The sequence below is a fragment of the Acidaminococcus sp. genome (genome assembly GCA_022482815.1).
Taxonomy (GTDB): Bacteria; Bacillota; Negativicutes; order Acidaminococcales; family Acidaminococcaceae; genus Acidaminococcus.
In genome coordinates this window covers 2,136,573-2,160,552 of the sequence record JAKVOM010000001.1, presented here as the reverse complement: position 1 = coordinate 2,160,552, position 23,980 = coordinate 2,136,573, and the positions used below count along the sequence as shown (strand labels likewise).

Below are 23,980 nucleotides of genomic sequence, written 5' to 3'. Positions count from 1 at the left end.
TTTTATGTGTTAGTATGAATTGTCAGGATTTATATACAATTTTGTAAAATCCGGAGTTGCCTATGGAAAAAAGAGAGAATTTGGATCCTTGGGTCAGACAATTCATGTCGTACTTAAAGGTGGAAAAGAATGATTCCCCTTATACGCTTCTGAATTATGAGGGAGATATTGAGGTCTTTGCCGAATTCTTGCAAAAGCGGAAAGGGGATGTGGTATGGCCCGACGTGACCGTACTGGATATCCGTTCTTACCTGGCTGAGCTCCACCGCGAGAATTTGTCACGACGGACGATTTCCCGCAGAATTTCTTCCTTGCGATCCTTCTATCGGTATTTACTGAGGGAAGGAACTGTGAAGATGAATCCTTTCACAAAAGTCCGAACGCCGAAGCTCGATAAAAGACTTCCGGTATTTTTAGAAGAATTTGAAATCGATCAGCTGCTTGAAGCGCCCGACTTATCTACGGAACTGGGAAGAAGGGACCGGGCCATCCTTGAGATGCTTTATTCGACAGGATGCCGTGTTTCCGAACTGGTGGGTCTGACGCTGGACCGAATGGATCTGTCCAATCGCTACGTCCTGCTGATGGGCAAGGGGCACAAGGAACGAATTGTTCCGCTGGGAAGGCCCTGTGTCAAAGCGATGAGGAATTATCTCGAAAATACGCGAAATGTCCTTATGGAGCATTATCACGCGTCGCCTCATTCCTTTGTATTTGTGAACAGTCGGGGAACACCGCTCACGGCACGCAGTGTGCGGCGAATACTTGATAAGTATGTGGAACAGACGTCGATTTCCAAACACATCAGTCCCCATACAATCCGGCATACATTTGCCACCCATCTATTGGACCATGGCGCGGATCTTCGGTCCGTGCAGGAATTATTAGGTCACGCAAGTTTGTCTACAACGCAGATTTACACACATGTAACTGCGGATCGAATCGCTGCTGTGTATAGGAAGCATCATCCAAGAGCATGATAGGAGGAAAGATTATGTTAGCATTACTGGAAAAAACGAGAGCAATCAACAAGCTGTTGCAGAACACTGAGGCTATCAGCTACAGAAAAATAGCTGACGTGCTGAAGGATGTCATCAAGTCAAACATCTACATCGTTTCGAACACCGGCGACGTACTCGGCTATTCCATCCTGGACGGCTTTGAATGCGAATTGATGATTAAGAAAGTCCTCGATGTAGGTAAGTTCCCTGATCATTACGTAAAATGGCTGGAAGGTATCCGTGAGACCTCTTCCAACTATCGTCTGGTCAAGGGGATGTGCGCTTTTGCCGATAATACGAAGTGCTATTTTGAAAATAAATTCACGACGGTAGTTCCTATTTTCGGGAACGGTATCCGTCTCGGTACCTTGATTCTCGGAAAATTCAAGAAGGAATTTGTTGATTCCGACCTGCTCCTTTCCGAGTATGCTGCGACGGTCATTGGCATGCAGCTCCTGCATGACAAGGCTATGAATATCGAAGAAGCTTCCCGCAAGAAGGCTATGGTTCAGATTGCATTCTCCAACCTGTCCTACAGCGAACTGGAAGCGATTTCCGAAATTCTGAAGGCTCTGCCGGGCGATGAAGGACTGCTCGTTGCCAGTAAGATTGCCGACCAGGCCGGTATTACCCGCAGCGTTATCGTTAACGCCCTGAGAAAGTTTGAAAGTGCCGGTGTTCTCGAAACCGAGTCCCTCGGTATGAAAGGTACTTATGTCCGGATCCTTAACGAGTACCTGCGTGATGGTTTGAAAGACCACAAGAAATAAAACAGGAATCCTGAAAAGAGTCAATCTGCCTGTGCATTTTGACTCTTTTTTTGTAGAAAAGTAAAGAGTTCTTCCAGGAACCTCTTTACGATTCTTAGAAAGGAATGATCATGCTAGTTTTAAGTACGCTTATTTATCGTGTACCGGCGCTGCTTATGGCGCTCACGGTACATGAATATGCTCACGGTGCCATGTCTGCTTCCCTCGGCGACCCGACACCGGAAGCACAGGGGCGGCTGACGATGAACCCACTGGCGCACCTGGATATTTTCGGGACGATTATGCTGGTGCTCGTCGGTTTCGGCTGGGCCAAACCGGTTGAAGTCGATCCGCGCTACTATAAGCATCCCAGGGAAGATTTCATGAAAGTGGCCCTGGCAGGACCTGCTGCCAATCTGCTCTTATGTTTCCTGTCCTTTTTGATTGCTTCTCTCCTGGCCAAATTTGTAGCTCCCCGGGTTGGTATCAGAAGTTTTATCGGCGTAGCCACATTTCTGCGCTGGCTGGCTCTCTACAATGTATGGTTTGCCTTTTTTAACCTGATTCCGATTCCGCCGCTCGATGGCTACAATGTCCTTCGCCGCTTTCTTCCTTATGAGAAGGCCTATGCTTATGAATCTTTTATCGGCCGCTATTCCACACTTATCTTGATTGTCCTGTGCTTTACAGGTATAATTGGAATGATTTTGCAGCCTTTAGCTTCGCTGTATGTAGAACTTTGTTATGCAATTATCGACCTCATTCTCTGAGGATGGGGAATAAAGGAACGGATTGAATGGAATGCCATATACATTAAAGCTGCCGGAATTTGAGGGCCCGCTTGATCTTCTGATACATTTAATTGAAAAGGATAAAGTAGACATCTACGATATTCCCATTGAGTCCATTACGGAACAATATATCGCGTATCTCAATTCCATGCAGGAATATGACCTGGACGGAGCCAGTGAATTTCTTCTGATGGCAGCCATGCTGCTCCAGATTAAGTCAAGGATGCTCCTGCCCAAAGACGAGGATGACGACGATGAAGAAGGGGATCCCCGCCAGATGCTTGTGGAAATGCTGGTCGTGTACCGGCAGTTCAAGAAGCGGGCCGGTCTGCTCCGGGAATGTCTGTCCCAGGCTTCCCTGCATGCAGCGCGCAAACCGATGACTACAATTGGTCCTGTCCGCAGGATCAAACAATATGCCCTGGCGGACCTCTTGCGTCCGCTGGCCAATCTGATTCCGACACCGGAAGAAAGACCTGCCGTCATCGTGCGGCAGGAATTTCATGTGCAGGATAAGATGGAAGAAATCCTTACGAGCTTAAACAGCGGGACAAAGAAGCTGCCTTTTAATGACATCGTCCATTCGGGCAAAAACCGCAGTGAAACGATTGCTTCTTTTCTGGCCGTACTCGAACTCTTGCGGCTGCGTAAAATCAACATTGAGCAGCAAAGTGCGTTTGCACCGATTTATATTCTAAGACGGGAGGAAATGTAACGATGGAATTAAGCAAAGTGGGTCAGCTTGAAGCCTTGTTATTTGCTTCAGGAGATCCTCTGACGCTCGAAAAAATGGCGTCCATCCTGCATCTGTCCTTACCGGATACGGAGCAGCTCCTGCAGGAACTCTCCGAAAAATACAATACACCTGATTCAGGGCTGATGCTGCGCCAGGTAGCAGGCGGCTGGCAGCTTGTCACCCGCCAGGAAGCTGTGCCTGTCATCCGTGAACTCCACGAAAAACAGGAAATCAAACTTTCCAATGCCGCGATGGAAACCCTGGCCATTGTGGCCTATAAACAGCCGGTGACTAAAAGTGAAATCGAAGCTATCCGCGGCGTCAAGGTGGACGGAGTCGTAAATACTTTGACAGACCTGGAACTGATTCTGGAAGTGGGACGCAAGGAAGTAATCGGGAGACCTGTTCTTTACGGTACCACTGAAAAATTTCTTGTTACCTTCGGTCTTGAAAGTTTGAATGACCTCCCGGAACTTCCTGAAGAACTTCTGGATCGGCCGGAACCGGCGGAAACAGAAGATAAAGCATCAGATAAGGAAGCCGAACAGCCGGAAACTGCACAGACTAATGGGGATTGATATGGAAGAAAAAATGGAACGGCTGCAGAAAGTCATGGCAGCCAACGGGGTAGCGTCCCGGCGGGAGTGCGAAAAAATTATTCTGGCCGGACGCGTCAAAGTCAACGGAAAGATTGTAACGGAGCTGGGAACCAAGGTAGGACCCGATGCTGTCATCACAATTGACGGCAAGGGCCTGCATCATTCTCACAAAAGATATATATTGCTGTATAAACCTGTCGGCGTGGTCACGACCATGAAAGATCCGCGCGGCAGAAAAACGGTAGCGGATCTGACCGCTGCCTTAAAGGAACGCGTGTATCCGGTGGGACGGCTCGACTTTATGACGGAGGGCCTTCTCCTCATGACCAACGATGGTGCCCTTGCGCAGCGGATGACGCATCCGAGCTATCACGTCAATAAGACGTATGAAGTCATCGTCAAGGGCAAAGTACCGGAAGAAAAGCTCGACCTCCTGCGGCTCGGCATTCCCCTGGAAGACGGGCTTACGGCTCCTGCCATTGTGGAAATCAAACATTACGACGAAGCTAAAGATCTGACAACGTTTCATGTAACGATACATGAAGGAAGAAACCGCCAGGTGCGCCGCATGTGTGAGTTCATCGGCTATCCTGTGCGTCATTTAAAACGCGTACAGGTAGGCATGCTGACGCTTAGAGGCATGAAGCGCGGAGAGTTTAGGGATCTGACGCAGGAAGAAGTCGATGGGTTATGGAAACTGGTGAAGCATCATGAGTAAAGTTGTTGTCATCGGCTGCGGCGCCGCAGGTTTTTTGGCGGCGATTACGGCGGCTCGAATGGGTGCGGAGGTCACTGTCCTGGAACGGATGAACCAGCCGGGACGGAAGCTCATGATTACCGGCAAGGGGCGCTGCAATATTACAAACAGCTGCTCCATGGATGAAATGATTGCCCATATTCCGGGCAATGGTAAATTTCTTTATGGCGCTTTTTCCCAGTTCTCCAATCAGGATATCATTCGCCTCCTCGAAGACAATGGTCTTCCCACAAAAGTGGAACGGGGCGGAAGAGTTTTCCCCGTCAGCGATAAAGCACCAGACGTTGTAAAGACGCTCGAAAAGATTTTAACAGAGGCCCACGGACGGCTCTTGACGAACTGCCGCGCTTCTCATTTTGATACCAAAGACGGACTCATTACGGCCGTCGTCGATACGGAAGGAAACCGCTATCCCGGAGATGCCTTCATCATCACGACCGGCGGTGCTTCATATCCGCGTACCGGTTCTACCGGCGATGGATATACGCTTGCCAAATCCGTAGGGCATACGATTGTGACGCCTTCACCGGCGCTGGCACCGCTCGAATGTGAGATGGATGATCCGAAGGTTCTGCAGGGTCTTTCCCTGCGCAATGTATCTGTTTCCCTCCTTGCCGGTGACAAGGTACTGGCCGAGGAGTTCGGTGAGATGCTTTTTACCCATTTCGGCGTTTCGGGTCCGGTGATCCTGAAACTGAGCCGTACAGCGGCGCTCTACTGGAAGAAGCATCCTGACGGCCTGCTGGATCTTGCCATTGACCTTAAGCCGGCGCTGACTCCGGAACAGCTCGATGTCCGGCTGCAGCGTGATTTTCAGAAATACAGCCGGAAACAGCTCAAGGCAGGGATGCATGATCTGCTGCCTCAGTCGCTGATACCGGTGATCATCGACGCGGCTTGTCTGAAGCCGGACCAGCCGGTTAATCAGCTGACCAAAAAGGAACGGCTGCGTCTTGCCGCAACCCTCAAAAAATTCACCCTGCCTCTTACGGGAACGCGTCCTCTCGCGGAAGCCATTGTAACTGCAGGAGGAGTCAACCTTAAAGAAATTTCCCCGTCGACATTTGCATCCAAACTCGTACCGAATTTGTTCTTTGCCGGTGAAGTAATGGATGTGGATGGGTTTACGGGAGGATATAATTTACAGGCTGCTTTCTCATCCGGTTTTGTGTCTGGAAAAAATGCAGCCGCTTTCAGAAAAGAGGAATTATAATTGAAACAAATCATTATCGCGATTGACGGCCCTGCCGGTGCGGGGAAAAGTACAATTGCCAAAAAGGTTGCTGCCAAGCTGGGTTATGCCTATATCGATACGGGCGCTATGTATCGGGCAGTCACACTGTGCTTCCTGCAAAGCGGCGCACCGTTTTCAGAAGATGTGGTAACGCGGGAAGCAGAAACCATGGATCTTTCCTTTGCCTATAAGGATGGGGTCAACCGCGTATATGTGAATGGGAAAGAGGTCACGGAAGCTATCCGCACCCTGGAAGTATCCCGCAATGTTTCAAAAGTCTCCGCTGTCGGCGGGGTCCGCAAAGCCATGGTAGCCCTGCAGCGCAAAATCGGCTCCATGGGCGGCGTCGTCATGGACGGGCGCGATATCGGGACGGTTGTCTTCCCGCATGCGGAATTAAAAGTTTTTCTGACCGCTTCCGTAGAAGAACGAGCTCACCGCCGTTATCTTGAACTGAAAGAGAAAGGCGAAGATGTCGATCTGGAAGATCTCAAAAAGCGTATTGCCGAGCGCGATCATCTTGACGAAACACGCGAAATTGCGCCGCTGCGCAAGGCGGACGACGCTGTTTTGGTCGATTCGACCACGCTTTCCATTGATGAAGTAACCGCCAAAATTGTGGCTTTGGCAGAAAGGAACGGCGTATGTGGTACCAATTTGTAAAAGTAGTTTTTTCCGTACTTTTCCGGATTCTCTTTCGTTTGGACGTGTACGGCAAAGAAAATATTCCTAAGGAAGGACCTGTTGTCATTGCCTGCAACCATGTGAGCAATCTCGATCCCCCTATGGTCGGGACCGCGGCAACCCGCACGATTCATTTCATGGCCAAATCCGAACTGTTTGATTCCTTCATGGGAAAGGTCTATGCTTCCCTGTATGCCTTTCCAGTGCATCGCGGCAAGGCAGATACACAGGCCATCCGCAAGGCGCTGACGATTCTGAAGAATAAACAGGTGCTCGGCATTTTCCCGGAAGGACACCGCGTCACGACGGGAAAGCTTGACAAGGCCGAACCCGGCGCCATGGCCATTGCCATCAAAGGAAAAGCACTTGTCGTGCCGACGGCCATCATGGGCAGCAATTTAAAAGCCCGTAAATCTTTCTGGCCGCACATCAAAGTAATTTTCGGCAAACCGATTTCCGTACACGATGAATCGGGCAATAAAAAAGAAACTGAGGCGCTTTCAGAAGAGCTGATGCGGGAAATCGGCCTTTTAATCGAAGCGCATAAGGATGCGTGATGAAAATGAAGATTTATGTGGCAGATCCCTGCGGATTTTGTTATGGTGTAAAAAGGGCAGTGGACATTGCACATTTGCAAGCAAAAGGATATAATACTAGTATTGCCACTCTGGGTGAATTAGTTCATAATCCCCGTGTTGTAAATTCATTAAAACAACAAGGTGTACAATGTAAGACAACGCTGGATGAATTCTCATCCGGTGATACGGTAATTTTTCGTTCCCATGGTGTCGGGCCGGAAGTATACGAAGAGGCCAAACGCCGTGGATTGAATGTCATTGACGCCACATGCCCACACGTGCGGAAAGCACAGAAAACGGCTGCGGAACTGGCTCAAGAGGGCCGTTTTGTGATTATTGTTGGGGAAAAGCGTCATCCTGAGGTGCAAAGTATCAAGGCTTGGGCAGGTAAGGACTCTGTGGTCATTGAAAACGAAGATGACCTGGAATCTCTTCCTGAAAGAGATAAGTATGGGGTAGTCAGCCAGACGACTTTTGAGGCAGAGAAGTTTAACCTTCTGCTTCGGATGTCTCAGGAAAGACGTCCCGGCGATTACAAAGTGAGCAGGACCATTTGTACGGCTACTGCTGAGAGACAGGCGGCTGCCCGGCAGCTGGCCGGACGGACAGACGCGTTCTTCGTTTTCGGTGGAAAGAACAGCGCGAATACCCGTCACTTATGGGACATTGCAAGTACTGTCAATTCCCGTTCTTATCTTTTACAGGATGCCAGTGAGATTACCGCGTCAATGCTTGCCGGAGCTACAAAAATTGGCATCACTGCTGGTGCATCGACACCGCAGGAAATTATTGAGGAGGCTATTGTTGCTATGGAAACGATGGAAAGCTTGTTGAATGAACATGAAAGCATGAAATTGCACATTGGTATGATTGTGGAAGGCACAGTCGTCGACGTAACCAATGACGAAGTTGTTGTAGACTTCGGTTATCAGAGCGAAGGATCTGTGGCTTTTGACCAATGGGTTCAGGGTGGTACCAAGGATACCGTCGCTCCCACAGTACAGAAAGATGATAAAGTTACCTTAAAGGTCATCGCCAGCGAAAACCAGGATGGTCTTGTTGTACTGTCCAAGACCAGAGCGGAAGCTGACAAAGTTTGGCAGGAACTGCCGAAAGAATTCGAAGACGAAAAGAAAGTCGTTACGGTCAAGGGCCTGCGCGCTGTTAAGGGCGGCCTGACTGTTTCCTATAACGATGTAACCGGTTTCATCCCTGCTTCTCATCTGGATCTGAGACACGTGGATGATGTCAAGGAATATGAAGGCAAGGAACTGCAGGTTTCCCTGCTTGAAATCAACCCTGAAAAGAAGCGTCTGGTCTTCTCCCGCAGAAACGTTCTGAGAGAAGAAAGAGCTGCCAAGAACCAGGCTTACAGAGAAGAAAGAGCTCGTCGTGAAGAAGCCCGCAAGGAAGCTCTGGCCAAGGCTTTTGAAACCTTCCATGAAGGCGACGTTGTCGACGGCACGATCAGAAGCATTGTAGACTTCGGTATGTTTGTAGAAATCGCACCTTACGTACAAGGTCTGGTTCACATCTCCGAAATCTCCTGGGACCGCAGCGTAAAGCCGGCTGACCTCTATAAGGTTGGCGATACCGTTAAGGTATATATCAAAGGCCTGGATCAGGAAAAGGGCCGTATCAGCCTCTCCATCAAACAACTGCAGGAAGATCCTTGGCAGACTGCTGCTAAGACCCTGCATGTGGGCGATATCGTAACCGGTACAGTTGTTCGCTTCCTTCCGTTCGGCGCTATTGTAAAACTGAACGACAAGAACGAAGGTATGATCCATATCTCCGAAATTGCTCCGCAGCGCATTGAAAAGCCGGAAGATGTTCTGGAAGCTGGTCAGGAAGTCAAGGTTAAGGTACTGCGTATCGATACCGAAAACAAGAAGATTGCCCTCAGCATCACCAAGGCTAAGGAAGATGCTGAAAAGGCTGAAATGAAACAATATCTTGGCAAGAAAGGCACGCTGTCCCAGGGTATCGGTGACAAGCTGGCTGAAGTCGAAACAAAATAAACGCAGAGGAGTAACACCATGAAAAGACGGGAAAGCCGTAAGTTAGACCACATCAAGTACGCTATGCACATTGACGATGGACCTTGCGCTTCCGGCTTTTCTGATGTTCATTTGATGCATAACTGTCTTCCGGGCATTGATCGCAGCCAGGTTGATGTGTCCGTCACACTCCCGGGAATCGGGGTACTGCAGCACCCGATTATCATCAATGCCATTACGGGAGGGGCCTCGAGCGTCAAGGAAATCAATCAAAAGCTGGCAGAAACGGCAGCTGTCACGCATAGCGCGATGGCTGTCGGCTCCCAGTATGGTTCCGTGCGTGAGGGGAAGAATGCGGATACTTTTACCGTTGTCCGTAAAGTCAATCCCAATGGTATGGTTTTTGCGAACCTGAGTGCTTTTGCGTCTGTGGAAGACGCGAAGCGGGCTGTTGAGATGATAGGGGCCTGTGCGCTGCAGATTCATTTGAATGCCGCGCAGGAACTTGCTATGGAAGAGGGAGACCGGGATTTTACTTCCTGCCTCCGGCATATTGAAGCAATATGCCGCCATGCCGGAATACCTGTCATCGTCAAGGAAACAGGCTGCGGAATGGCAAAAGAACAAGCAAAGCAGCTGCTGGACTGCGGTGTTTCCCTTCTCGACGTAGGTGGGGCAGGGGGAACCAATTTTCCTGCAATCGAACATTGTCGTTACCAGGATGGTAATGCAGAACTGAATACATGGGGAATTCCCACTGTGCTTTCCCTGAGGGAAGTAGTTTCCCAGACAGGATGGCAGGGCGGTGTCATCGCTTCCGGTGGTATCCGGTCGGGACTTGATGTCGTAAAATCTCAGGTCCTGGGAGCCAATGCAGCAGCCATGGCAGGGAATGTACTCCGTATGGTTTTACAGCAGGGCGTCGAAGCTGCGGCTGACATGATCCTGCGTGATTTAGAAGCTATCAAGGATTTTTATGTACTTCTGGGATGCCGGAATGCTTCCGAACTCCGTAAAGTCCGTTATTATTTCACGGGTGATACGGCGGATGCGATTCGCTCCCTGGAAAATTTATGAAGTAAAAGTGCAGCACAGGCACTGAAAGAGGAATTTTAAATGAGCAAACCCATAGTTGCAATTGTCGGCAGACCTAACGTCGGCAAGTCTACACTATTTAATATATTTGCCGACAGCCGGATTTCTATCGTAGAAGATACTCCGGGCGTAACGCGTGACCGTCTCTATGCGGATGCCGAATGGCTCGACCGCAAGTTTACGATGGTCGATACCGGCGGAATTGAAATCCAAAATACTGACTCTATTGCCGTTTCCATCCGGGAACAGGCAAAGATTGCTATAGAAGAAGCCGATGTCATTCTTTTTGTCTGCGATGCCCGCACGGGAGTCACCACCGAAGACCAGGAAGTGGCCAATTTACTGCGCCGTTCCCGTAAACCCGTGGTACTTGCCGTCAACAAGGCTGATACCCAGACCCAGGAATTACAGGCGTATGAATTCTATAACCTGGGCATCGGGGAACCCTTTATGATTTCTGCAGCCAACCGTCTGAATCTTGGTGACCTCCTCGACGCAATCGTTGATAACTTCCCGAAAGAAGACGACGATGATGACGACGACGATGATGATGTAATCAAGGTCGCCATTATCGGGCGCCCGAATGTAGGGAAATCTTCCATCTTCAATGACATCTGCGGTCAGGCCCGTTCCATCGTCAGCGATGTGGCAGGTACGACCCGTGATGCTATTGACGTACCCGTTGTCAAAGACGGGCAGACTTACCTGTTTATAGATACGGCCGGTATGCGCCGCAAGGGCAAGATTGATGAACCGATTGAAAAGTACAGCATTATCCGTACGCTGCGTGCTGTCGATCGCTCTGACGTAGTCCTGATGGTTCTGAATGCCGTGGAAGGCATTACCGAACAGGATAAAAAAATTGCCGGTTATGCACATGAAGCAGGCAAGGGTATTGTCATTGTCGTCAATAAGTGGGATCTTTACGATAAAGATAATAACTCTACCGTGAAATTTACGGAGATGATCCATAGGGAACTGATTTTCATGCCTTATGCCAATGTCGTCTTCGTTTCCGCATTGACACAGCAGCGTATTTCCCGCCTGCCCGAACTTATAAAGGACGCGGCAGAGTCCAATGCCATGAGAATTTCCACGTCCGTATTGAATCAAGTGATTACGGATGCCGTGGCGATGAACCAGCCTCCTATGGAAAAGGGCAAGCACCTGAAAATCCTGTATGCGACCCAGGTGAAGGTGAAACCGCCGACATTCGTGATTTTCTGCAATGAACCTGAAATCATGCATTTCTCTTATCAGCGTTATCTGGAAAATAAGCTGCGTGATGCCTTTGGTTTCCAGGGCACGCCTATCAATCTGATTGTGCGCGGCAAGAATGAGGATGAAGCATAACTTCTTGATGAGTCATACAAAGGAGGCTGAGCAAAGATGGACATAGTACTCGCAATCCTGATCGGTTACGTACTCGGCTCAATTCCTTGCGGCCTCGTCTTTGTAAAGGCCGTATGCGGAATTGATATCCGGGATTACGGCAGCCATAATATCGGGACGACGAATGTTTTCCGCACCGTCGGTGCCCGGATGGCGTCTTTTGTCCTTCTGGGGGATATTGGCAAAGGAATGATTGCCCTGTATCTCACGGATCACTTTGTTTCCCAGGATGTACGGGTTCAGCTTTTCTGTGCTGCAGCCGCTATTCTTGGTCACAGTTATTCCCTTTTCCTGCATTTTAAAGGCGGCAGGGGTGTAGCCACCGGTTTGGGTGTGCTGCTTTACTTCATGCCGGATGTTTCGATTTTTTGCCTGACAGTCTGGATGGCAACGGTCTTTGTGACCCGTTATGTCTCCCTAAGCTCCGTAATTGCAGCGTTCCTTGCGCCGATTGCAGCATGGTACCGCGATTATGACAGCTGGCTGGTTGGCTTTACGGCGATAATGGCGGCTATCGTTATTATTCGTCACTATGATAATATGGTCCGACTCAAAAACGGAACCGAAAGTAAAATTAAGGAAGGGCATTTAAGTTTCAAAAAGAAAAAATAAAGGAGCATCATATGGAGATTTCAGTAATTGGTGCCGGCAGTTGGGGGACCGTACTGTCCCGTACTCTTGCCGATAACGGTCATACCGTTGTGCTGTGGGCAAGAAATCCTGAGAAAGCAGCGGAAATCCAGAAATCCCGGCGTAATGCGGATTATCTTCCGGATATGATATTACCTCCTTCCGTAACAGTCACAAGTGATTTGGAACTGGCAGCGAAACGAGCCTCAGTGCTCGTTTTTGTTGTGCCTTCCAAAGGAATGAAAAATGTGGCAGAAGCGCTCAGTGCGTATACGGATGCCCGGGATAAGATCATTTTGAGCTGTACCAAGGGCTTTGATATGAAAAGCCACAGGCTCATGACGGATGTCTTAAGCAGTGTATTTCCCAAAGCGAAGGCAATCGCAGCTCTCAGCGGTCCGAATCTGGCACGGGAAATTGCTGACAGACAGCCGGCAGCTACGGTCATTGCCTGCAAGGACGCTTCCGCTGCCGTAACTTTGCAGGATGCCTTGATTAATTCCTATTTCCGGCCCTATACTTCTTCCGACCTTATCGGTGTACAGCTTGGCGGATCCGTCAAGAACTGCTATGCGCTCATGAGCGGAATGATGGCAGGCATTGGAATGGGGGAGAATTGTCAGGCCGGACTCATTACGCGCGGCCTTGCGGAAATTACCCGATTAGGTGTTGCTATGGGAGCGCAGCGGGAAACTTTCTTTGGTCTGGCCGGTGTCGGCGACCTGATTGCCACCTGCAGCAGTCCCCTGAGTCGGAATCATTCTGCCGGCGTGGCTCTTGCCTCTGGTAAAAAGCTGGAAGAAGTGCTCAGTGGGACAAAGATGGTTATCGAAGGCATCGATGCTTCCAAGGTAGTTATGGAATTATCCAAAAAATATCATGTTGAAATGCCGCTCCTTTACCAACTATGGCAGGTGTTGTACGAAGGAAAGAGTATTCGTGAGGCAATTCACGACTCTATGAATAGAAAAGGAAAGAAAGAGTAGATTTATAACGGTAAGTATGTTATAATGTCCTCTCAGAGAGGATAAATATTCGTTGAAAGAGGATAGATGCTACATGGCAAATGAGAAAAAATCAGAATTTTATTTAGTCAGAGAAGAGATCCTTCCGGAAGCAATCAAAAAGACGATTATGGTGAAGGAAATTCTCAAACGCGGTAAGTTAAAAACTGTGAATGAAGCTGTGGCAAAAGTCGGATTGAGCAGAAGTGCTTATTATAAGTATAAGGACTATGTCTTTCCGTTTTATGATGCCAGCCGTGAGAAGGTCATTACCATCTCTTTGCTGCTGGAGCATAAACCCGGTGTTCTTTCCAGCGTACTGAACACGATTGCTGCCGATGGCGGCAGTGTTATTACAATCAACCAGGGAGTGCCTCTTCAGGGCGTCGCGAACACAACCATTTCTGTCGAAACAAAGTTTTTGACCATTGATATGGAAGCCCTGCTTGACAAAGTTCGTCTGATCGAAGGTGTAAAGCGTCTGGACGTACTTGGCCAGGTTGATTAATTTCATCTTTTCAAATTCATTTATATAACAGTTCATCTTTATATGGCTGCCATTATACTCCTGTATCCCAGAAATATTCGCAACATCATAACAATGATGAAGTGAGCTTAGTGAGCAATGCTGCTGTATAAAGGTGAACTGTTTTATTTTTATTACAAGATAAGGAGAGGTGTGGTCCTGTGAAAAATCAAATTAACATTGGCTTGTTAGGCTGCGGTACTGTAGGCGGTGGTGTCATCCTGGTCCTGAAAGAGAATCAAGATATCATCACGGAACGTGTGGGCTGCCCTATCCGCATCAAAAACGTTCTGGCTCGTCATCCGGAAAAAGTAAGCGCTCTTGATCCTTCACTTTCGACAGTGGATAACATTGATGCTATCATCAATGACCCTGATATTGACATTGTCGTAGAACTCATGGGACGCGAGCACCCGGCTCTCGAGTACATGGAAGCAGCTCTTAAAGCCGGCAAAAACGTGGTTACCGCCAATAAGGATGTGGTAGCGGAACATGGAAAAGAGCTTTTTGAACTGGCTGCTGATAAACATGTCGATTTCCTGTTTGAAGCCGCGGTAGCCGGCGGTATTCCGATTATTCGTCCGCTCAAGGAATCCCTTGCAAGTAACCGGATTTCCCTGATCATGGGTATTGTCAACGGCACCACAAACTATATGCTGACGAAAATGTCGGCCGAACATATGGATTTTGCCGAAGTGCTGAAAGAAGCCCAGGAGAAGGGCTACGCAGAATCCGATCCTACTGCAGATATCGGTGGTTTTGACGCCGCCCGTAAGATTGCCATTCTTTCTTCCATCGCTTTCAACTCCCGAATCGGGCTGAAAGATGTTTCCATCGAAGGAATCGAAAAAATTTCTCTGCGTGATATTGAATACGCGGAGGAACTGGGCTATGTGCTCAAGCTGCTGGGCATTGCCAAGCAGTACAGCGATAAGAAAATCAGCGTCGGCGTCCATCCGACAATGCTGCCTAAAGATCACCCGCTGGCTTCGATCAACGACGTGTTTAACGCTGTCTACATTGAAGGGAAGCCCATTGGTGAGGCTATGTTCTTCGGCCGCGGTGCCGGCCGTTTCCCGACAGCAAGTGCTGCCTGCGGTGATATCATTGAGATTTCGAGAAACATCCGTCAGGGCTGCACCGGCCGTGTTGGCTGCACCTGCTATGAAGTAGCACATCTGGCGGATGAAAAAGAAGTTACTTCTCCTTACTATGTGCGTCTTCTCGCTGAAGATGTTCCCGGTGTACTTGCCAAAATCGCTGGAGCTTTCGGCAATCACGGCGTAAGCTTGAAAACGGTTGTGCAGAAACGTTCTATCGGGACGATGGCAGAAATCGTTGTTATCACAAGAAGTGTATCCGAATATGATATGAAACTGGCTGCAGATGAACTCGACAAGGAATCTTGCGTAAGCCGCATCAGTAATATTATCCGCGTAGAAGATTCTACTCTTACGGACTGACAAAGGAGACATTGATTTAAATGCAGAAAGTAACGATTCGAGTACCGGCTACTTCCGCTAACTGCGGTCCCGGTTTTGATTGTCTGGGCCTTGCCTGCACACTCTACAACACTTTTACGTTTGAACGTATTCCGGAAGGGGTAGAAACAAGCGGAGAGGGCAGGGGAGCCGATACCCTGCCAAAAGGGCGCCGGAATCTGGCTGCACAGTCATTCTACCGCCTGTGGGAAGAGCTCCATATGCCGGAAACGGGGCTGCGCATTTTCAGCCATATTGAAGTACCCGTATCCAGAGGGCTGGGCAGCAGTTCTACCGCCGTCGTAGCAGGTCTTGCTGCGGCTAACCAGATGGCCGGCTCGCCTCTTTCCCCGCAGGAACTCGTTACGCGTGCTACGGAAATTGAAGGGCACCCGGATAATGTAGCACCTGCCATTCTGGGCGGACTCACTGTCAGTATTCTTGCCGACGGCAAAGTGCACAGTCTGAAAGTCGACGTGGCAAAGCCGCTGCAGCTCATCGCCCTTGTTCCGGAAGTGCGTGTTTCGACGGCGAAGGCACGGGCTGCGATTCCTCATACGATTGCTCATAAGGATGCCGTCTTTTCTTCTTCCCGTGCGGCTCTTCTCGTTGCTGCTCTGCTTACGGGGCATTATGAATGCCTGCAGGAAGCACTGCTTGATAAGCTCCACACGCCGTACCGGATGCCGCTTATTCCGGGCTGTAAGGAAGCATTGACGGGAGCCGTAAAAGCCGGAGCCTATCAGGCAATCATTTCCGGATCCGGTTCCACGCTCCTTGCGTATGCACCCATGGAAGCCGACCGTGATAAAATTGGGAAAGCTTTACTGGCTCCTTTCGAAAAGCGCAGTATCGAAGCACACGTTCACTATCTGGACATCGATAGAGAAGGGGCTAAGGTTCTTTAAGGGGCTTTGAAAAAATAAAAAAGCTCCTTTGGCTTTTGGCCTCGTCTGCAGCAATTTGGCAAAGCTTTTGATTCAAATAAAATAATAAAAACCTGAAATTTAGCAGCTAATCTGAATTTCAGGTTTTATTATTATAAGTTCGTAGAAAAATGCCTTGGTCATTTTTCCTCCACAGGCGGGCTGCGGACGGCTGATTGAGGGAAAGCATTCAAAGGTACCTTTAAAAATCGAATAGTTAAGGCAGCGCACGTAAGGATTGATTGCCGTTCAGTGCCCCGGATACACCTAAATTTTACTTGACTTCTTTATGCCGCTGTTGTATACTAGAAGACGTGTTCGGGGCGTAGCGCAGTTTGGTAGCGCGCTTCCTTGGGGTGGAAGAGGTCGTGAGTTCGAATCTCGCCGCTCCGACCATTTAGAGAACAAGCGCCACAAAGTTTAAGCTTTGTGGCGTTTTTTTATGCCATAACTACTGGTATAATAGAGCTGTATTTGACTAATTTGCATGCATGTTAACAGGAGGCTCCACACCGATGTCCGAATTACAAGATAAGATTGCAAAACGCCGGACTTTTGCAATTATTTCTCACCCTGATGCTGGTAAAACTACTTTGACTGAAAAGCTGCTTCTCTATGGAGGCGCAATTCATCTGGCTGGTTCCGTAAAATCCAGAAAAGCAAATCGTCATGCCGTATCCGACTGGATGGAAATCGAAAAGCAGAGAGGTATTTCTGTCACCTCCAGTGTGCTGCAATTCGACTACAACGGGTACCGCGTCAATATTCTGGACACGCCGGGCCACCAGGACTTCAGTGAAGATACGTACCGTACGCTGATTGCCGCTGACAGCGCTGTCATGCTGATTGATGCAGCAAAGGGCGTGGAACCGCAGACCAAGAAGTTGTTCTGGGTCTGCCACCGGAGAAAGCTGCCGATTTTTACGTTCGTCAACAAATTGGATCGCTACGGCCGGGCTCCTATGGATCTGATGGATGAAATCGAAAAGGTCCTGCATATCAACGCTTATCCTATCAACTGGCCAATCGGAACAGATGGTCATTATATCGGTGTGTACGACCGCCTGAAAAAACAGGTCGAGCTTTTTGATAACGACAATAGTCATGGCTCCAAAATTCTTAAATCAACGACAGGCGATTTAAATGATCCTGCCATCAAGGAAGCCATCGGAGAAGAAAACTACAAGAATCTGCTTGATGATATTGAACTTCTCGACCTTGCGGGAGATGAATTTGACCTTGCCCGTGTCGATGCAGGTGAATTGACGCCAATGTTCTTTGGCTCCGCCATGACGAACTTTGGCGTACGTCCGTTCCTGGAAAAATTTCTTGAACTTTCTCCTGCACCGCAGCCCAGAAAACTCAAGGACGGCGGCTTGGTCCATCCCGATGATGAAGATTTCAGTGCTTTTATCTTCAAGATTCAGGCAAACATGAACCCGGCGCACAGAGACCGCATTTCCTTCATGAGAATCTGCTCCGGCAAATTTGAAAAAGGCATGAGCGTCTATCACGTCCAGGGCGGCAATATGGTCAAGCTGGCCCAGCCGCAGCAGTTCATGGCGCAGGAGAGGACAGCCGTGGAAGAGGCTTATCCGGGGGATATCATCGGTATTTTTGATCCCGGCATCTTTACCATCGGTGACACCCTCTGCACGGCAAAAAATAAGATTCAGTTTGAAGACTTCCCGATTTTCCCGCCGGAAATCTTCGCTAAGGTGCAGCCGAAAGATTCCCTGAAACGAAAGCAGTTTGAAAAGGGGATTGTACAGCTCGCCCAGGAAGGTGCCATCCAGGTCTTCCATCAGCGCAATGTCGGTATGGAAAGCTTCATTGTCGGCGTCGTTGGTGTGCTGCAGCTGGAAGTGCTGGAGTACCGCCTGAAGAATGAATACAACGCACAGCTCATTATGGATCAGCTCCCGTACACAGTAGCCCGCTGGGTCTATGCTGACAAAGCGGAAGATATTTTAAATATCAAAGGGCTGGATAATGGCATGCTCGTGTTTGATAAGAAGGAACGCCCTGTTATTCTTGTTTCCAACGAATGGAACCTGAACTGGATCCTGGAACGGAACCCGGGCATCAACTTCACGGAAGTTCCGTCCGAAGCCAAAGCAATTTAATGAAACAGAAGGGGAGGGGATAGTCTTGAAGGAAAAAACGACGATAGATATCTTAGGGGTACCGGTTACGCCTTTTTCCATGCAAGAGGCGGTTGACTGGCTGATGGATCGTGTCAATCACCATATTCCTACTCACGTCATTACGGCCAACGCCGAAATCATCATGATGTGCCAGGAAGATCCTTCTTACCTGGAGCTTTTAAGGAATTCAGACCTGGTCCTTCCGGATGGTGCGGGTACCGTCTGGGCCGGCCGTAAACTCGGTTATAAAGTGCCCGAACGCGTTGCGGGATATGATCTCTTTTTGGAAATCCTGAAATACGCGGCGCAGCATGGCCAGAAGATTTACTTCTTTGGCGCTGCACCGGGCATTGCGGAAGCCGCCGCCCAAAAGGCCCTGGAAATTGCACCCGGCGTCCAGATTGTCGGCATGCGCAACGGTTATTTCAAGGAAGAAGAATCACCCGCCATTGTAGATGCTATCAATGCAACCGGCGCTGATATCCTGTTTACGGCACTGGGAGCCCCGAAACAGGAATACTGGCTGAAGCAGTACGGACCGGCACTGACGCCGTCTCTGCGTATCGGCCTCGGCGGCAGCTTTGACGTGCTCGCCGGGAAGATGGAACGCGCTCCCCAGTGGATGCAGAAGGCTTCTCTTGAATGGCTGTTCCGTCTTTATAAGCAGCCCAGCCGGCTGGGAAGGATGATGGCTCTGCCCAAATTTGTTCTGAAGGTATTAAATGCAAAGAACGCTGCCCATAAATAGACAAAGCTTGGTTCTTTGTATTATAATAGTCGGATGATGGAGGTGAGGGCGTGAGCAGTTTTAAGATCCTTAAAGAAGGATACTCTATGATTTTCGGAGCTTTGGCGGTCACATTGCTGATCGGTTATTTGATTGGACCGATTTTTGCTGTGCTGCCGGCCCTGGTTACGATATTTATTACTTTCTTTTTCCGGGAACCCTATCGTCCCGTGAAGGAAGATAATCATATCTTGTATTCTCCCGCAGATGGGACGGTAATGTCTGTAGAGGATTTCTATGATGATGAATTTCTTCATGAAGAAGCTAAGAAAGTAACGATTTTCCTTTCCATCTTCAATGTGCATACGAACCGTTCTCCGATGCGCGGCGTTGTGAAATACCAACGTTATACGTGCGGCGGATTTGAGCCAGCGTACCGCGGTTCGGCACCGGTCGTCAATGAACGCATGGCGATTGGTCTCGATAACGGTAAGAATCGTGTCCTGGTGGTTCAGATTGCCGGCATCCTGGCGCGTCGCATTGTATCCTGGACTTCTCTCGGCAAAGAGCTTGCTCAGGGGGAAACATACGGGATGATCAAGCTGGGATCCAGTACAGAACTTATTATGCCTAAGAATGTAGAAGTCATAGTACGCAAAGGTGACAAGGTAAAAGGCGGTATAACTATTATCGGGAGGCAGAACGCAGAATGAATTATAAACGTATGGTTCCAAACAGCATCAGTGGTTTAAGTATGGTTCTGGGTGTATTATCCATATTCCTGACGATGGACCACCAGTTCTCCCGGGCCGCTATCTTCATTATCCTTGCAGTCTGTGCGGACTCCTGTGATGGCCGCGCAGCACGTCTCCTGGGCGTCAGCGGTGACTTCGGCAAGGAAATGGATTCTATTTGTGATGTTTGCTCCTTCGGGATGGCTCCTGCTATTCTGATTTATACGTATGCCATGACAGAGCTGGGCCTTGCCGGGCAGATCATTGCTTCTCTTTTCACCTTCGGAGCAGGACTGAGACTGGCTCGTTTCAACGTCAATACAGGTGTGGTTCACGGTTACTTTCAAGGTATGCCGGCACCGGCAGGTGCCTGCGTTATCGTGACCTATGTCCTTTCCGGATTCCAGTTCGGGGCTGTCGGGACGGCCATTCTGACGCTGGCGGTTGCCAAGCTGATGTACAGTGATGTCCGTTATCCTGACTTCAAGGGGCATGGAAACCCGCTGTATAAACTTCCCGTCATCATTTCTTTCATCATCGGGGCTTTTATGCTGCTGAAGAATTTCTCGGCCTGGCCTTTTGTCATTATGTTCACGTATACCCTCTGCGGTGTGTTAAACGCCATTTATGTGAAAGCTACTGGTAAGAATAAACAAACAGAAGCATGATCGGAGCGCATTGCTATGGGAAGTTATTTTGACATCATTATGATTCCTCTGCAAGTGCTCATCGTTTTCTTTACGCTTTACTTTTTTACGCTTTCCATTTTTGGGATTTTACCCCGTAAAAAGGAAAAGAAGATCTTAACCCCGAAAACGACGTTTGCGGTCATTGCAGCTGCTCATAATGAAGAACGCGTCATCGGACAGCTCGTTGAAAATCTGCGCATGCTCCGCTACCCGGATGAAATGTACGACATCTTCGTCGTCGCCGATAACTGTACGGACCATACGGCAGAGGTAGCCCGAAAAGCAGGCGCTATCGTTCATGAACGTTTCAACGATACGGAAAAGGGGAAGGGCTTTGCACTTGAATGGATGTTCCAGCGCATTTTCAAGATGGAAAAGCAGTATGACGCCGTCGTCATCTTCGATGCCGATAATCTCGTTCATCCTGATTTCCTGAAGGAAATGAACTCCCGTTACTGCAAGGGAGAACGTCTGATTCAAGGCTATCTTGACTCGAAAAATCCGAATGACACCTGGGTCAGCGGTGTATTTGCCATTTCTTTCTGGATTACCAACGTCTGCTGGTCCCTTGCCAAATATAATATCGGTTTGTCCAGTGTCCTGGGCGGTACGGGCATGTGCATTTCCGTCGATATTTTAAAGAAATACGGCTGGGAGGCCACGTGCCTGACTGAGGATATGGAATTTACCATGAAATCTCTCCTGGAAGGGATTCCTACGACGTGGTGCGATTCTGCCATTGTCTACGATGAAAAGGCCCTGACGTTTAAACAGTCATGGAATCAGCGTAAACGGTGGGCACAAGGCCATTTCGATGTGGGAGAGCGGTACATTCCGAAGCTCCTGAAGGAAGGACTGAAAAAGCATGATATCGTCATTCTGGACGGTGTCATTGACCTGATTCAGCCTTACTTCCTGCTGGTTTCTGCTTTCTTTGTTATCTGCAGTACCATTTACACGTTTGTACCTTTCTATACGAACGTCCTGTATGCAATCCTGCCTTATGAAATCTGGCAGGTCATCGGCGTCGGACAGTACGTGGTACCGGCGGTTATACTGCTCAAAATTCACGCAGCTCCGAAGTCCTGGTTCTATACCATTTTCTATCCGGTCTTCGTGTATAGCTGGATTCCCATTACGTTCCTCGGGTTCCTGCATCGTCATGAGCACGTCTGGAGCCACACGCTGCATACGCGCGGCATCAGCTTCAACGATGTCATGGTACCGGAAAGCTCTGATAAGGGGCCGAAGCAGATTGTGCTTCCCAAGCGGGAAGAAAAGAAGAAAGCACAGTCTCGATAACAAAGATTCGCAGCTATTCGGCGCTGGTTAGGCCTCGGGCCTTTAAATTAAGATATGAAAATCATCCTTTCTGTATCCGGAAAGGATGATTTTTTTATTCGGATTACGCGCCATCTGTGAGCAGGCAGACAGTATTTTGAATGTAATAAAGCAGTGAAGAAAGCTATCACTTAGAAAGTAAAATGGGAGTGTACCATTTTAATAACACCTCATTCCGTTGCCGAAGGCAACCAAAGCTAGTGCCGCAGGCCAGCCGCCTTGGCGGTCACAGCGTCATTTACGCACCGTCCACAGGATAAAATTCTTTATTGTCATGAGAAGTATCTGACAATAGAACCCGTATATACCAATCAACTTTTTTTATTTTTGGCGGTGCTAATTTCTTTATTCCTTTATTGTATTATTGACATACCGTACTAAAGTGTGTATCCTAAATATTGTACTCTTGTATACATCAAAGGAAGAAATCATAAGAATTATGATGTGAGGGGGAAGTTAGAATGGCAAAACAAATTGCTGTATTAGGCAGCAGCGGCGGAAATCTTTATAATCTGGGCGGTAAGGATCCTGAGAATCTTCTGGGCGAACTCGTCCGTCAGATCAAAGCGGCAGGAATGGAAGTGGCCGCCATCCAGTTTATTGCGGCAAGTACTTCTATGGACCGCATCAAACCTGAAGACAAGGCCGGACTGTGGACCTGGAACGGCTCGGAACCGGCGCTTGTTTTCCAGGGGACTCTTGCCGAAGTCAACGCACGGGCTGCCGAAGAAGACGCTGTGATTGCCGATAAAATCGCCAGCCAGAAAATAGACGGTGCCATACTGGTCAGCGCCGATCCGAAAGGCGCCAATGCCAAGGCCTTCGAAGCAGCTTCTAAAGTCAAACTGACGGCAGTCGGTACAGGCGGTACTTCCATGGCCCAGGCGGAAGCAATGGGGCTTCACGTTGTCGCTGTGTCGGGAACTACCGGTACAACGAATCGGACAAGAGCCATTGCCAATGTCTTTGCCCTCGCCAAAGAATGGAATCTTTCTTACCACCCGGCTATCGGTAAAGGTGATACACAGAACATGAAGCACGGAAGCCTCATGTCCCGCATCAGTCTGCACGGTGTCCTGATGGCTTCGCTGCCCGGCTTTATCGCTATGGCACTGACTCTGATTATCAGTAAGATTCCGGGACTTGAATATTTCGAAAAGATATTTAACACAATGATTGACGCGCTGCCTGTCATCGTTGCTACCATTGCCTGCCATCAGATTTCCGGTCTGGGCGATGTAGCCATCGTCGCAGGTGTTGTGACCGGTATCCTGTCCGTCAAAGGCGGCCTTATCGGCGGCATGATTGGAGGTATCATTGCCGGCGCTCTCGTTGAATATCTGCTTATCCGCTGCCTGAAACTGAACTTCCCGGCGACTACGGCTAACATTGTAGCCGGCGGTATTGCGGGTCTGATTGCTGGTCTCATTGTATACCTCTTCATTGCGCCTTTTGCTACCTTCGTCGGCGACGGCATCCGCGGCCTGATTGATACAGCTCTTGCCATGAGTTCGATTCTGTGCGGCGTCATCGCCGGACTTCTGATTTGGCCCGCTATTATGTGCGGCATGTACCATGCTGCTATTCTGCCGATTATCATGCTCGAAATGGAAAAAACGGGCAGCTCCTTCCTGGGGGCTATTGATATGGTAGGCCTCGTCATGGTCTCCGCCGGTATTACCCTCGCTAACGTGGTAAGCCCGAGACGCAAAGATGACCGTGCACTTGCCGTACCGGGCCTCTTTATTAACCTTGCTTTCGGTACCTTTGTCGAAGCCGCTTATCCTTTCATGTTTTCCGATAAGATGGTCATGATCGGAGCCATTCTTTCAGCCGGCATCGGCGGACTCTTCGTCGGTTATTTCAATGTCCACGGAACTGCTTACGTACCTTGTCTTGCAGCCCCCGCACTGTCCAATAACTGGCTCGGTTTTATCATCAGTATGTTTGCTTCTGCCTTCTGTGCTTTCTGCATCACTGTAGCAGCGAATAAGCTGCATAACTCAAAAGCAGAAGAAAAAGCGTAAAGAGGGGAGTGGGGGAGCAAAGAACTGACGCTCCCATCTGCAAATTAAATGATTCTATATGCTAGAAAGCCTTCCGCCTCATAAGGAAGGCTTTCTATTTGCAAGCTTTAGAAATTGTGACAAAAAATTGAC

General features: G+C 49.0%; 23 protein-coding genes and 1 tRNA gene. All 24 read left to right on the top strand.

Features of this window, described 5'->3' with window-relative positions:
* The first annotated feature begins 62 nt into the window (after nucleotides 1-62).
* The gene (xerC, locus tag LKE33_09350) at nucleotides 63-980 is read left to right on the top strand and encodes a tyrosine recombinase XerC (protein MCH3951120.1); all 918 of its coding nucleotides are present in this window, start codon (nucleotides 63-65) and stop codon (nucleotides 978-980) included.
* 14 nt (nucleotides 981-994) lie between these two features.
* Nucleotides 995-1,771, top strand: coding sequence for a GTP-sensing pleiotropic transcriptional regulator CodY (gene codY / locus LKE33_09345; GenBank protein ID MCH3951119.1), 777 nt, complete (start codon nucleotides 995-997; stop codon nucleotides 1,769-1,771).
* Nucleotides 1,772-1,881: 110 nt separating this feature from the next.
* Nucleotides 1,882-2,520: a site-2 protease family protein gene (locus LKE33_09340; protein MCH3951118.1), complete on the top strand. Its 639-nt coding sequence runs from the start codon at nucleotides 1,882-1,884 to the stop codon at nucleotides 2,518-2,520.
* Nucleotides 2,521-2,551: 31 nt separating this feature from the next.
* A complete protein-coding gene (locus LKE33_09335; GenBank protein ID MCH3951117.1) occupies nucleotides 2,552-3,256 on the top strand; it encodes a segregation/condensation protein A in 705 nt (234 codons plus the stop codon).
* A gap of 2 nt (nucleotides 3,257-3,258) precedes the next feature.
* Nucleotides 3,259-3,855, top strand: a complete 597-nt coding sequence (gene scpB, locus LKE33_09330; GenBank protein ID MCH3951116.1) for an SMC-Scp complex subunit ScpB — start codon at nucleotides 3,259-3,261, stop codon at nucleotides 3,853-3,855.
* Nucleotide 3,856: 1 nt separating this feature from the next.
* On the top strand, nucleotides 3,857-4,594 hold the full coding sequence (locus LKE33_09325) for an rRNA pseudouridine synthase (GenBank protein MCH3951115.1): 738 nt from the start codon (nucleotides 3,857-3,859) through the stop codon (nucleotides 4,592-4,594).
* A complete protein-coding gene (locus LKE33_09320; protein ID MCH3951114.1) occupies nucleotides 4,587-5,846 on the top strand; it encodes an NAD(P)/FAD-dependent oxidoreductase in 1,260 nt (419 codons plus the stop codon). The genes LKE33_09325 and LKE33_09320 overlap by 8 nt, the downstream gene beginning before the upstream one ends.
* Entirely contained in the window at nucleotides 5,847-6,530 is a 684-nt protein-coding gene (gene cmk / locus LKE33_09315) for a (d)CMP kinase (protein MCH3951113.1), read from the top strand.
* Nucleotides 6,512-7,108, top strand: a complete 597-nt coding sequence (locus LKE33_09310; protein MCH3951112.1) for a 1-acyl-sn-glycerol-3-phosphate acyltransferase — start codon at nucleotides 6,512-6,514, stop codon at nucleotides 7,106-7,108. Before cmk ends, LKE33_09310 begins: the two co-directional genes overlap by 19 nt.
* Nucleotides 7,108-9,150, top strand: coding sequence for a bifunctional 4-hydroxy-3-methylbut-2-enyl diphosphate reductase/30S ribosomal protein S1 (locus tag LKE33_09305; GenBank protein ID MCH3951111.1), 2,043 nt, complete (start codon nucleotides 7,108-7,110; stop codon nucleotides 9,148-9,150). The genes LKE33_09310 and LKE33_09305 overlap by 1 nt, the downstream gene beginning before the upstream one ends.
* A gap of 18 nt (nucleotides 9,151-9,168) precedes the next feature.
* Entirely contained in the window at nucleotides 9,169-10,206 is a 1,038-nt protein-coding gene (gene fni / locus LKE33_09300; protein ID MCH3951110.1) for a type 2 isopentenyl-diphosphate Delta-isomerase, read from the top strand.
* Nucleotides 10,207-10,245: 39 nt separating this feature from the next.
* Nucleotides 10,246-11,577 carry a ribosome biogenesis GTPase Der gene (gene der / locus LKE33_09295; protein ID MCH3951109.1) on the top strand — a complete coding sequence of 444 codons (1,332 nt, stop codon included), beginning with the start codon at nucleotides 10,246-10,248 and terminating at the stop codon, nucleotides 11,575-11,577.
* Nucleotides 11,578-11,613: 36 nt separating this feature from the next.
* Nucleotides 11,614-12,228 (top strand): glycerol-3-phosphate 1-O-acyltransferase PlsY, encoded by a 615-nt coding sequence (gene plsY / locus LKE33_09290; GenBank protein MCH3951108.1) that lies wholly within the window; start codon nucleotides 11,614-11,616, stop codon nucleotides 12,226-12,228.
* 11 nt (nucleotides 12,229-12,239) lie between these two features.
* On the top strand, nucleotides 12,240-13,232 hold the full coding sequence (locus LKE33_09285; protein ID MCH3951107.1) for an NAD(P)-dependent glycerol-3-phosphate dehydrogenase: 993 nt from the start codon (nucleotides 12,240-12,242) through the stop codon (nucleotides 13,230-13,232).
* A 73-nt stretch (nucleotides 13,233-13,305) separates the two neighbouring features.
* On the top strand, nucleotides 13,306-13,758 hold the full coding sequence (locus tag LKE33_09280; protein ID MCH3951106.1) for an ACT domain-containing protein: 453 nt from the start codon (nucleotides 13,306-13,308) through the stop codon (nucleotides 13,756-13,758).
* A 179-nt stretch (nucleotides 13,759-13,937) separates the two neighbouring features.
* Nucleotides 13,938-15,239 (top strand): homoserine dehydrogenase, encoded by a 1,302-nt coding sequence (locus LKE33_09275; GenBank protein MCH3951105.1) that lies wholly within the window; start codon nucleotides 13,938-13,940, stop codon nucleotides 15,237-15,239.
* Between the two features lie 20 nt (nucleotides 15,240-15,259).
* On the top strand, nucleotides 15,260-16,165 hold the full coding sequence (thrB, locus tag LKE33_09270) for a homoserine kinase (GenBank protein MCH3951104.1): 906 nt from the start codon (nucleotides 15,260-15,262) through the stop codon (nucleotides 16,163-16,165).
* Nucleotides 16,166-16,502: 337 nt separating this feature from the next.
* Nucleotides 16,503-16,579, top strand: a tRNA-Pro gene (locus LKE33_09265).
* Between the two features lie 119 nt (nucleotides 16,580-16,698).
* Nucleotides 16,699-18,309, top strand: a complete 1,611-nt coding sequence (locus LKE33_09260) for a peptide chain release factor 3 (protein ID MCH3951103.1) — start codon at nucleotides 16,699-16,701, stop codon at nucleotides 18,307-18,309.
* A 25-nt stretch (nucleotides 18,310-18,334) separates the two neighbouring features.
* Nucleotides 18,335-19,078, top strand: a complete 744-nt coding sequence (locus LKE33_09255; protein ID MCH3951102.1) for a WecB/TagA/CpsF family glycosyltransferase — start codon at nucleotides 18,335-18,337, stop codon at nucleotides 19,076-19,078.
* Between the two features lie 50 nt (nucleotides 19,079-19,128).
* Entirely contained in the window at nucleotides 19,129-19,770 is a 642-nt protein-coding gene (locus tag LKE33_09250; GenBank protein ID MCH3951101.1) for a phosphatidylserine decarboxylase, read from the top strand.
* Nucleotides 19,767-20,459, top strand: coding sequence for a CDP-diacylglycerol--serine O-phosphatidyltransferase (pssA, locus tag LKE33_09245; GenBank protein ID MCH3951100.1), 693 nt, complete (start codon nucleotides 19,767-19,769; stop codon nucleotides 20,457-20,459). The genes LKE33_09250 and pssA overlap by 4 nt, the downstream gene beginning before the upstream one ends.
* Nucleotides 20,460-20,474: 15 nt before the next feature.
* Nucleotides 20,475-21,782, top strand: a complete 1,308-nt coding sequence (locus LKE33_09240; protein MCH3951099.1) for a glycosyltransferase family 2 protein — start codon at nucleotides 20,475-20,477, stop codon at nucleotides 21,780-21,782.
* A 500-nt stretch (nucleotides 21,783-22,282) separates the two neighbouring features.
* On the top strand, nucleotides 22,283-23,848 hold the full coding sequence (locus tag LKE33_09235) for a PTS sugar transporter (GenBank protein ID MCH3951098.1): 1,566 nt from the start codon (nucleotides 22,283-22,285) through the stop codon (nucleotides 23,846-23,848).
* Nucleotides 23,849-23,980 lie beyond the last annotated feature (132 nt).

Coding starts and splice junctions, on each gene's coding strand:
- codY (MCH3951119.1), top strand. CDS start 995: ATGTTAGCATTACTGGAAAAAACGAGAGCAATCAACAAGCTGTTGCAG.
- scpB (MCH3951116.1), top strand. CDS start 3,259: ATGGAATTAAGCAAAGTGGGTCAGCTTGAAGCCTTGTTATTTGCTTCA.
- thrB (MCH3951104.1), top strand. CDS start 15,260: ATGCAGAAAGTAACGATTCGAGTACCGGCTACTTCCGCTAACTGCGGT.
- LKE33_09240 (MCH3951099.1), top strand. CDS start 20,475: ATGGGAAGTTATTTTGACATCATTATGATTCCTCTGCAAGTGCTCATC.
- LKE33_09260 (MCH3951103.1), top strand. CDS start 16,699: ATGTCCGAATTACAAGATAAGATTGCAAAACGCCGGACTTTTGCAATT.
- LKE33_09235 (MCH3951098.1), top strand. CDS start 22,283: ATGGCAAAACAAATTGCTGTATTAGGCAGCAGCGGCGGAAATCTTTAT.
- LKE33_09310 (MCH3951112.1), top strand. CDS start 6,512: ATGTGGTACCAATTTGTAAAAGTAGTTTTTTCCGTACTTTTCCGGATT.
- plsY (MCH3951108.1), top strand. CDS start 11,614: ATGGACATAGTACTCGCAATCCTGATCGGTTACGTACTCGGCTCAATT.
- LKE33_09285 (MCH3951107.1), top strand. CDS start 12,240: ATGGAGATTTCAGTAATTGGTGCCGGCAGTTGGGGGACCGTACTGTCC.
- pssA (MCH3951100.1), top strand. CDS start 19,767: ATGAATTATAAACGTATGGTTCCAAACAGCATCAGTGGTTTAAGTATG.
- LKE33_09325 (MCH3951115.1), top strand. CDS start 3,857: ATGGAAGAAAAAATGGAACGGCTGCAGAAAGTCATGGCAGCCAACGGG.
- fni (MCH3951110.1), top strand. CDS start 9,169: ATGAAAAGACGGGAAAGCCGTAAGTTAGACCACATCAAGTACGCTATG.
- LKE33_09335 (MCH3951117.1), top strand. CDS start 2,552: ATGCCATATACATTAAAGCTGCCGGAATTTGAGGGCCCGCTTGATCTT.
- LKE33_09280 (MCH3951106.1), top strand. CDS start 13,306: ATGGCAAATGAGAAAAAATCAGAATTTTATTTAGTCAGAGAAGAGATC.
- LKE33_09340 (MCH3951118.1), top strand. CDS start 1,882: ATGCTAGTTTTAAGTACGCTTATTTATCGTGTACCGGCGCTGCTTATG.
- der (MCH3951109.1), top strand. CDS start 10,246: ATGAGCAAACCCATAGTTGCAATTGTCGGCAGACCTAACGTCGGCAAG.
- xerC (MCH3951120.1), top strand. CDS start 63: ATGGAAAAAAGAGAGAATTTGGATCCTTGGGTCAGACAATTCATGTCG.
- LKE33_09305 (MCH3951111.1), top strand. CDS start 7,108: ATGAAAATGAAGATTTATGTGGCAGATCCCTGCGGATTTTGTTATGGT.
- LKE33_09320 (MCH3951114.1), top strand. CDS start 4,587: ATGAGTAAAGTTGTTGTCATCGGCTGCGGCGCCGCAGGTTTTTTGGCG.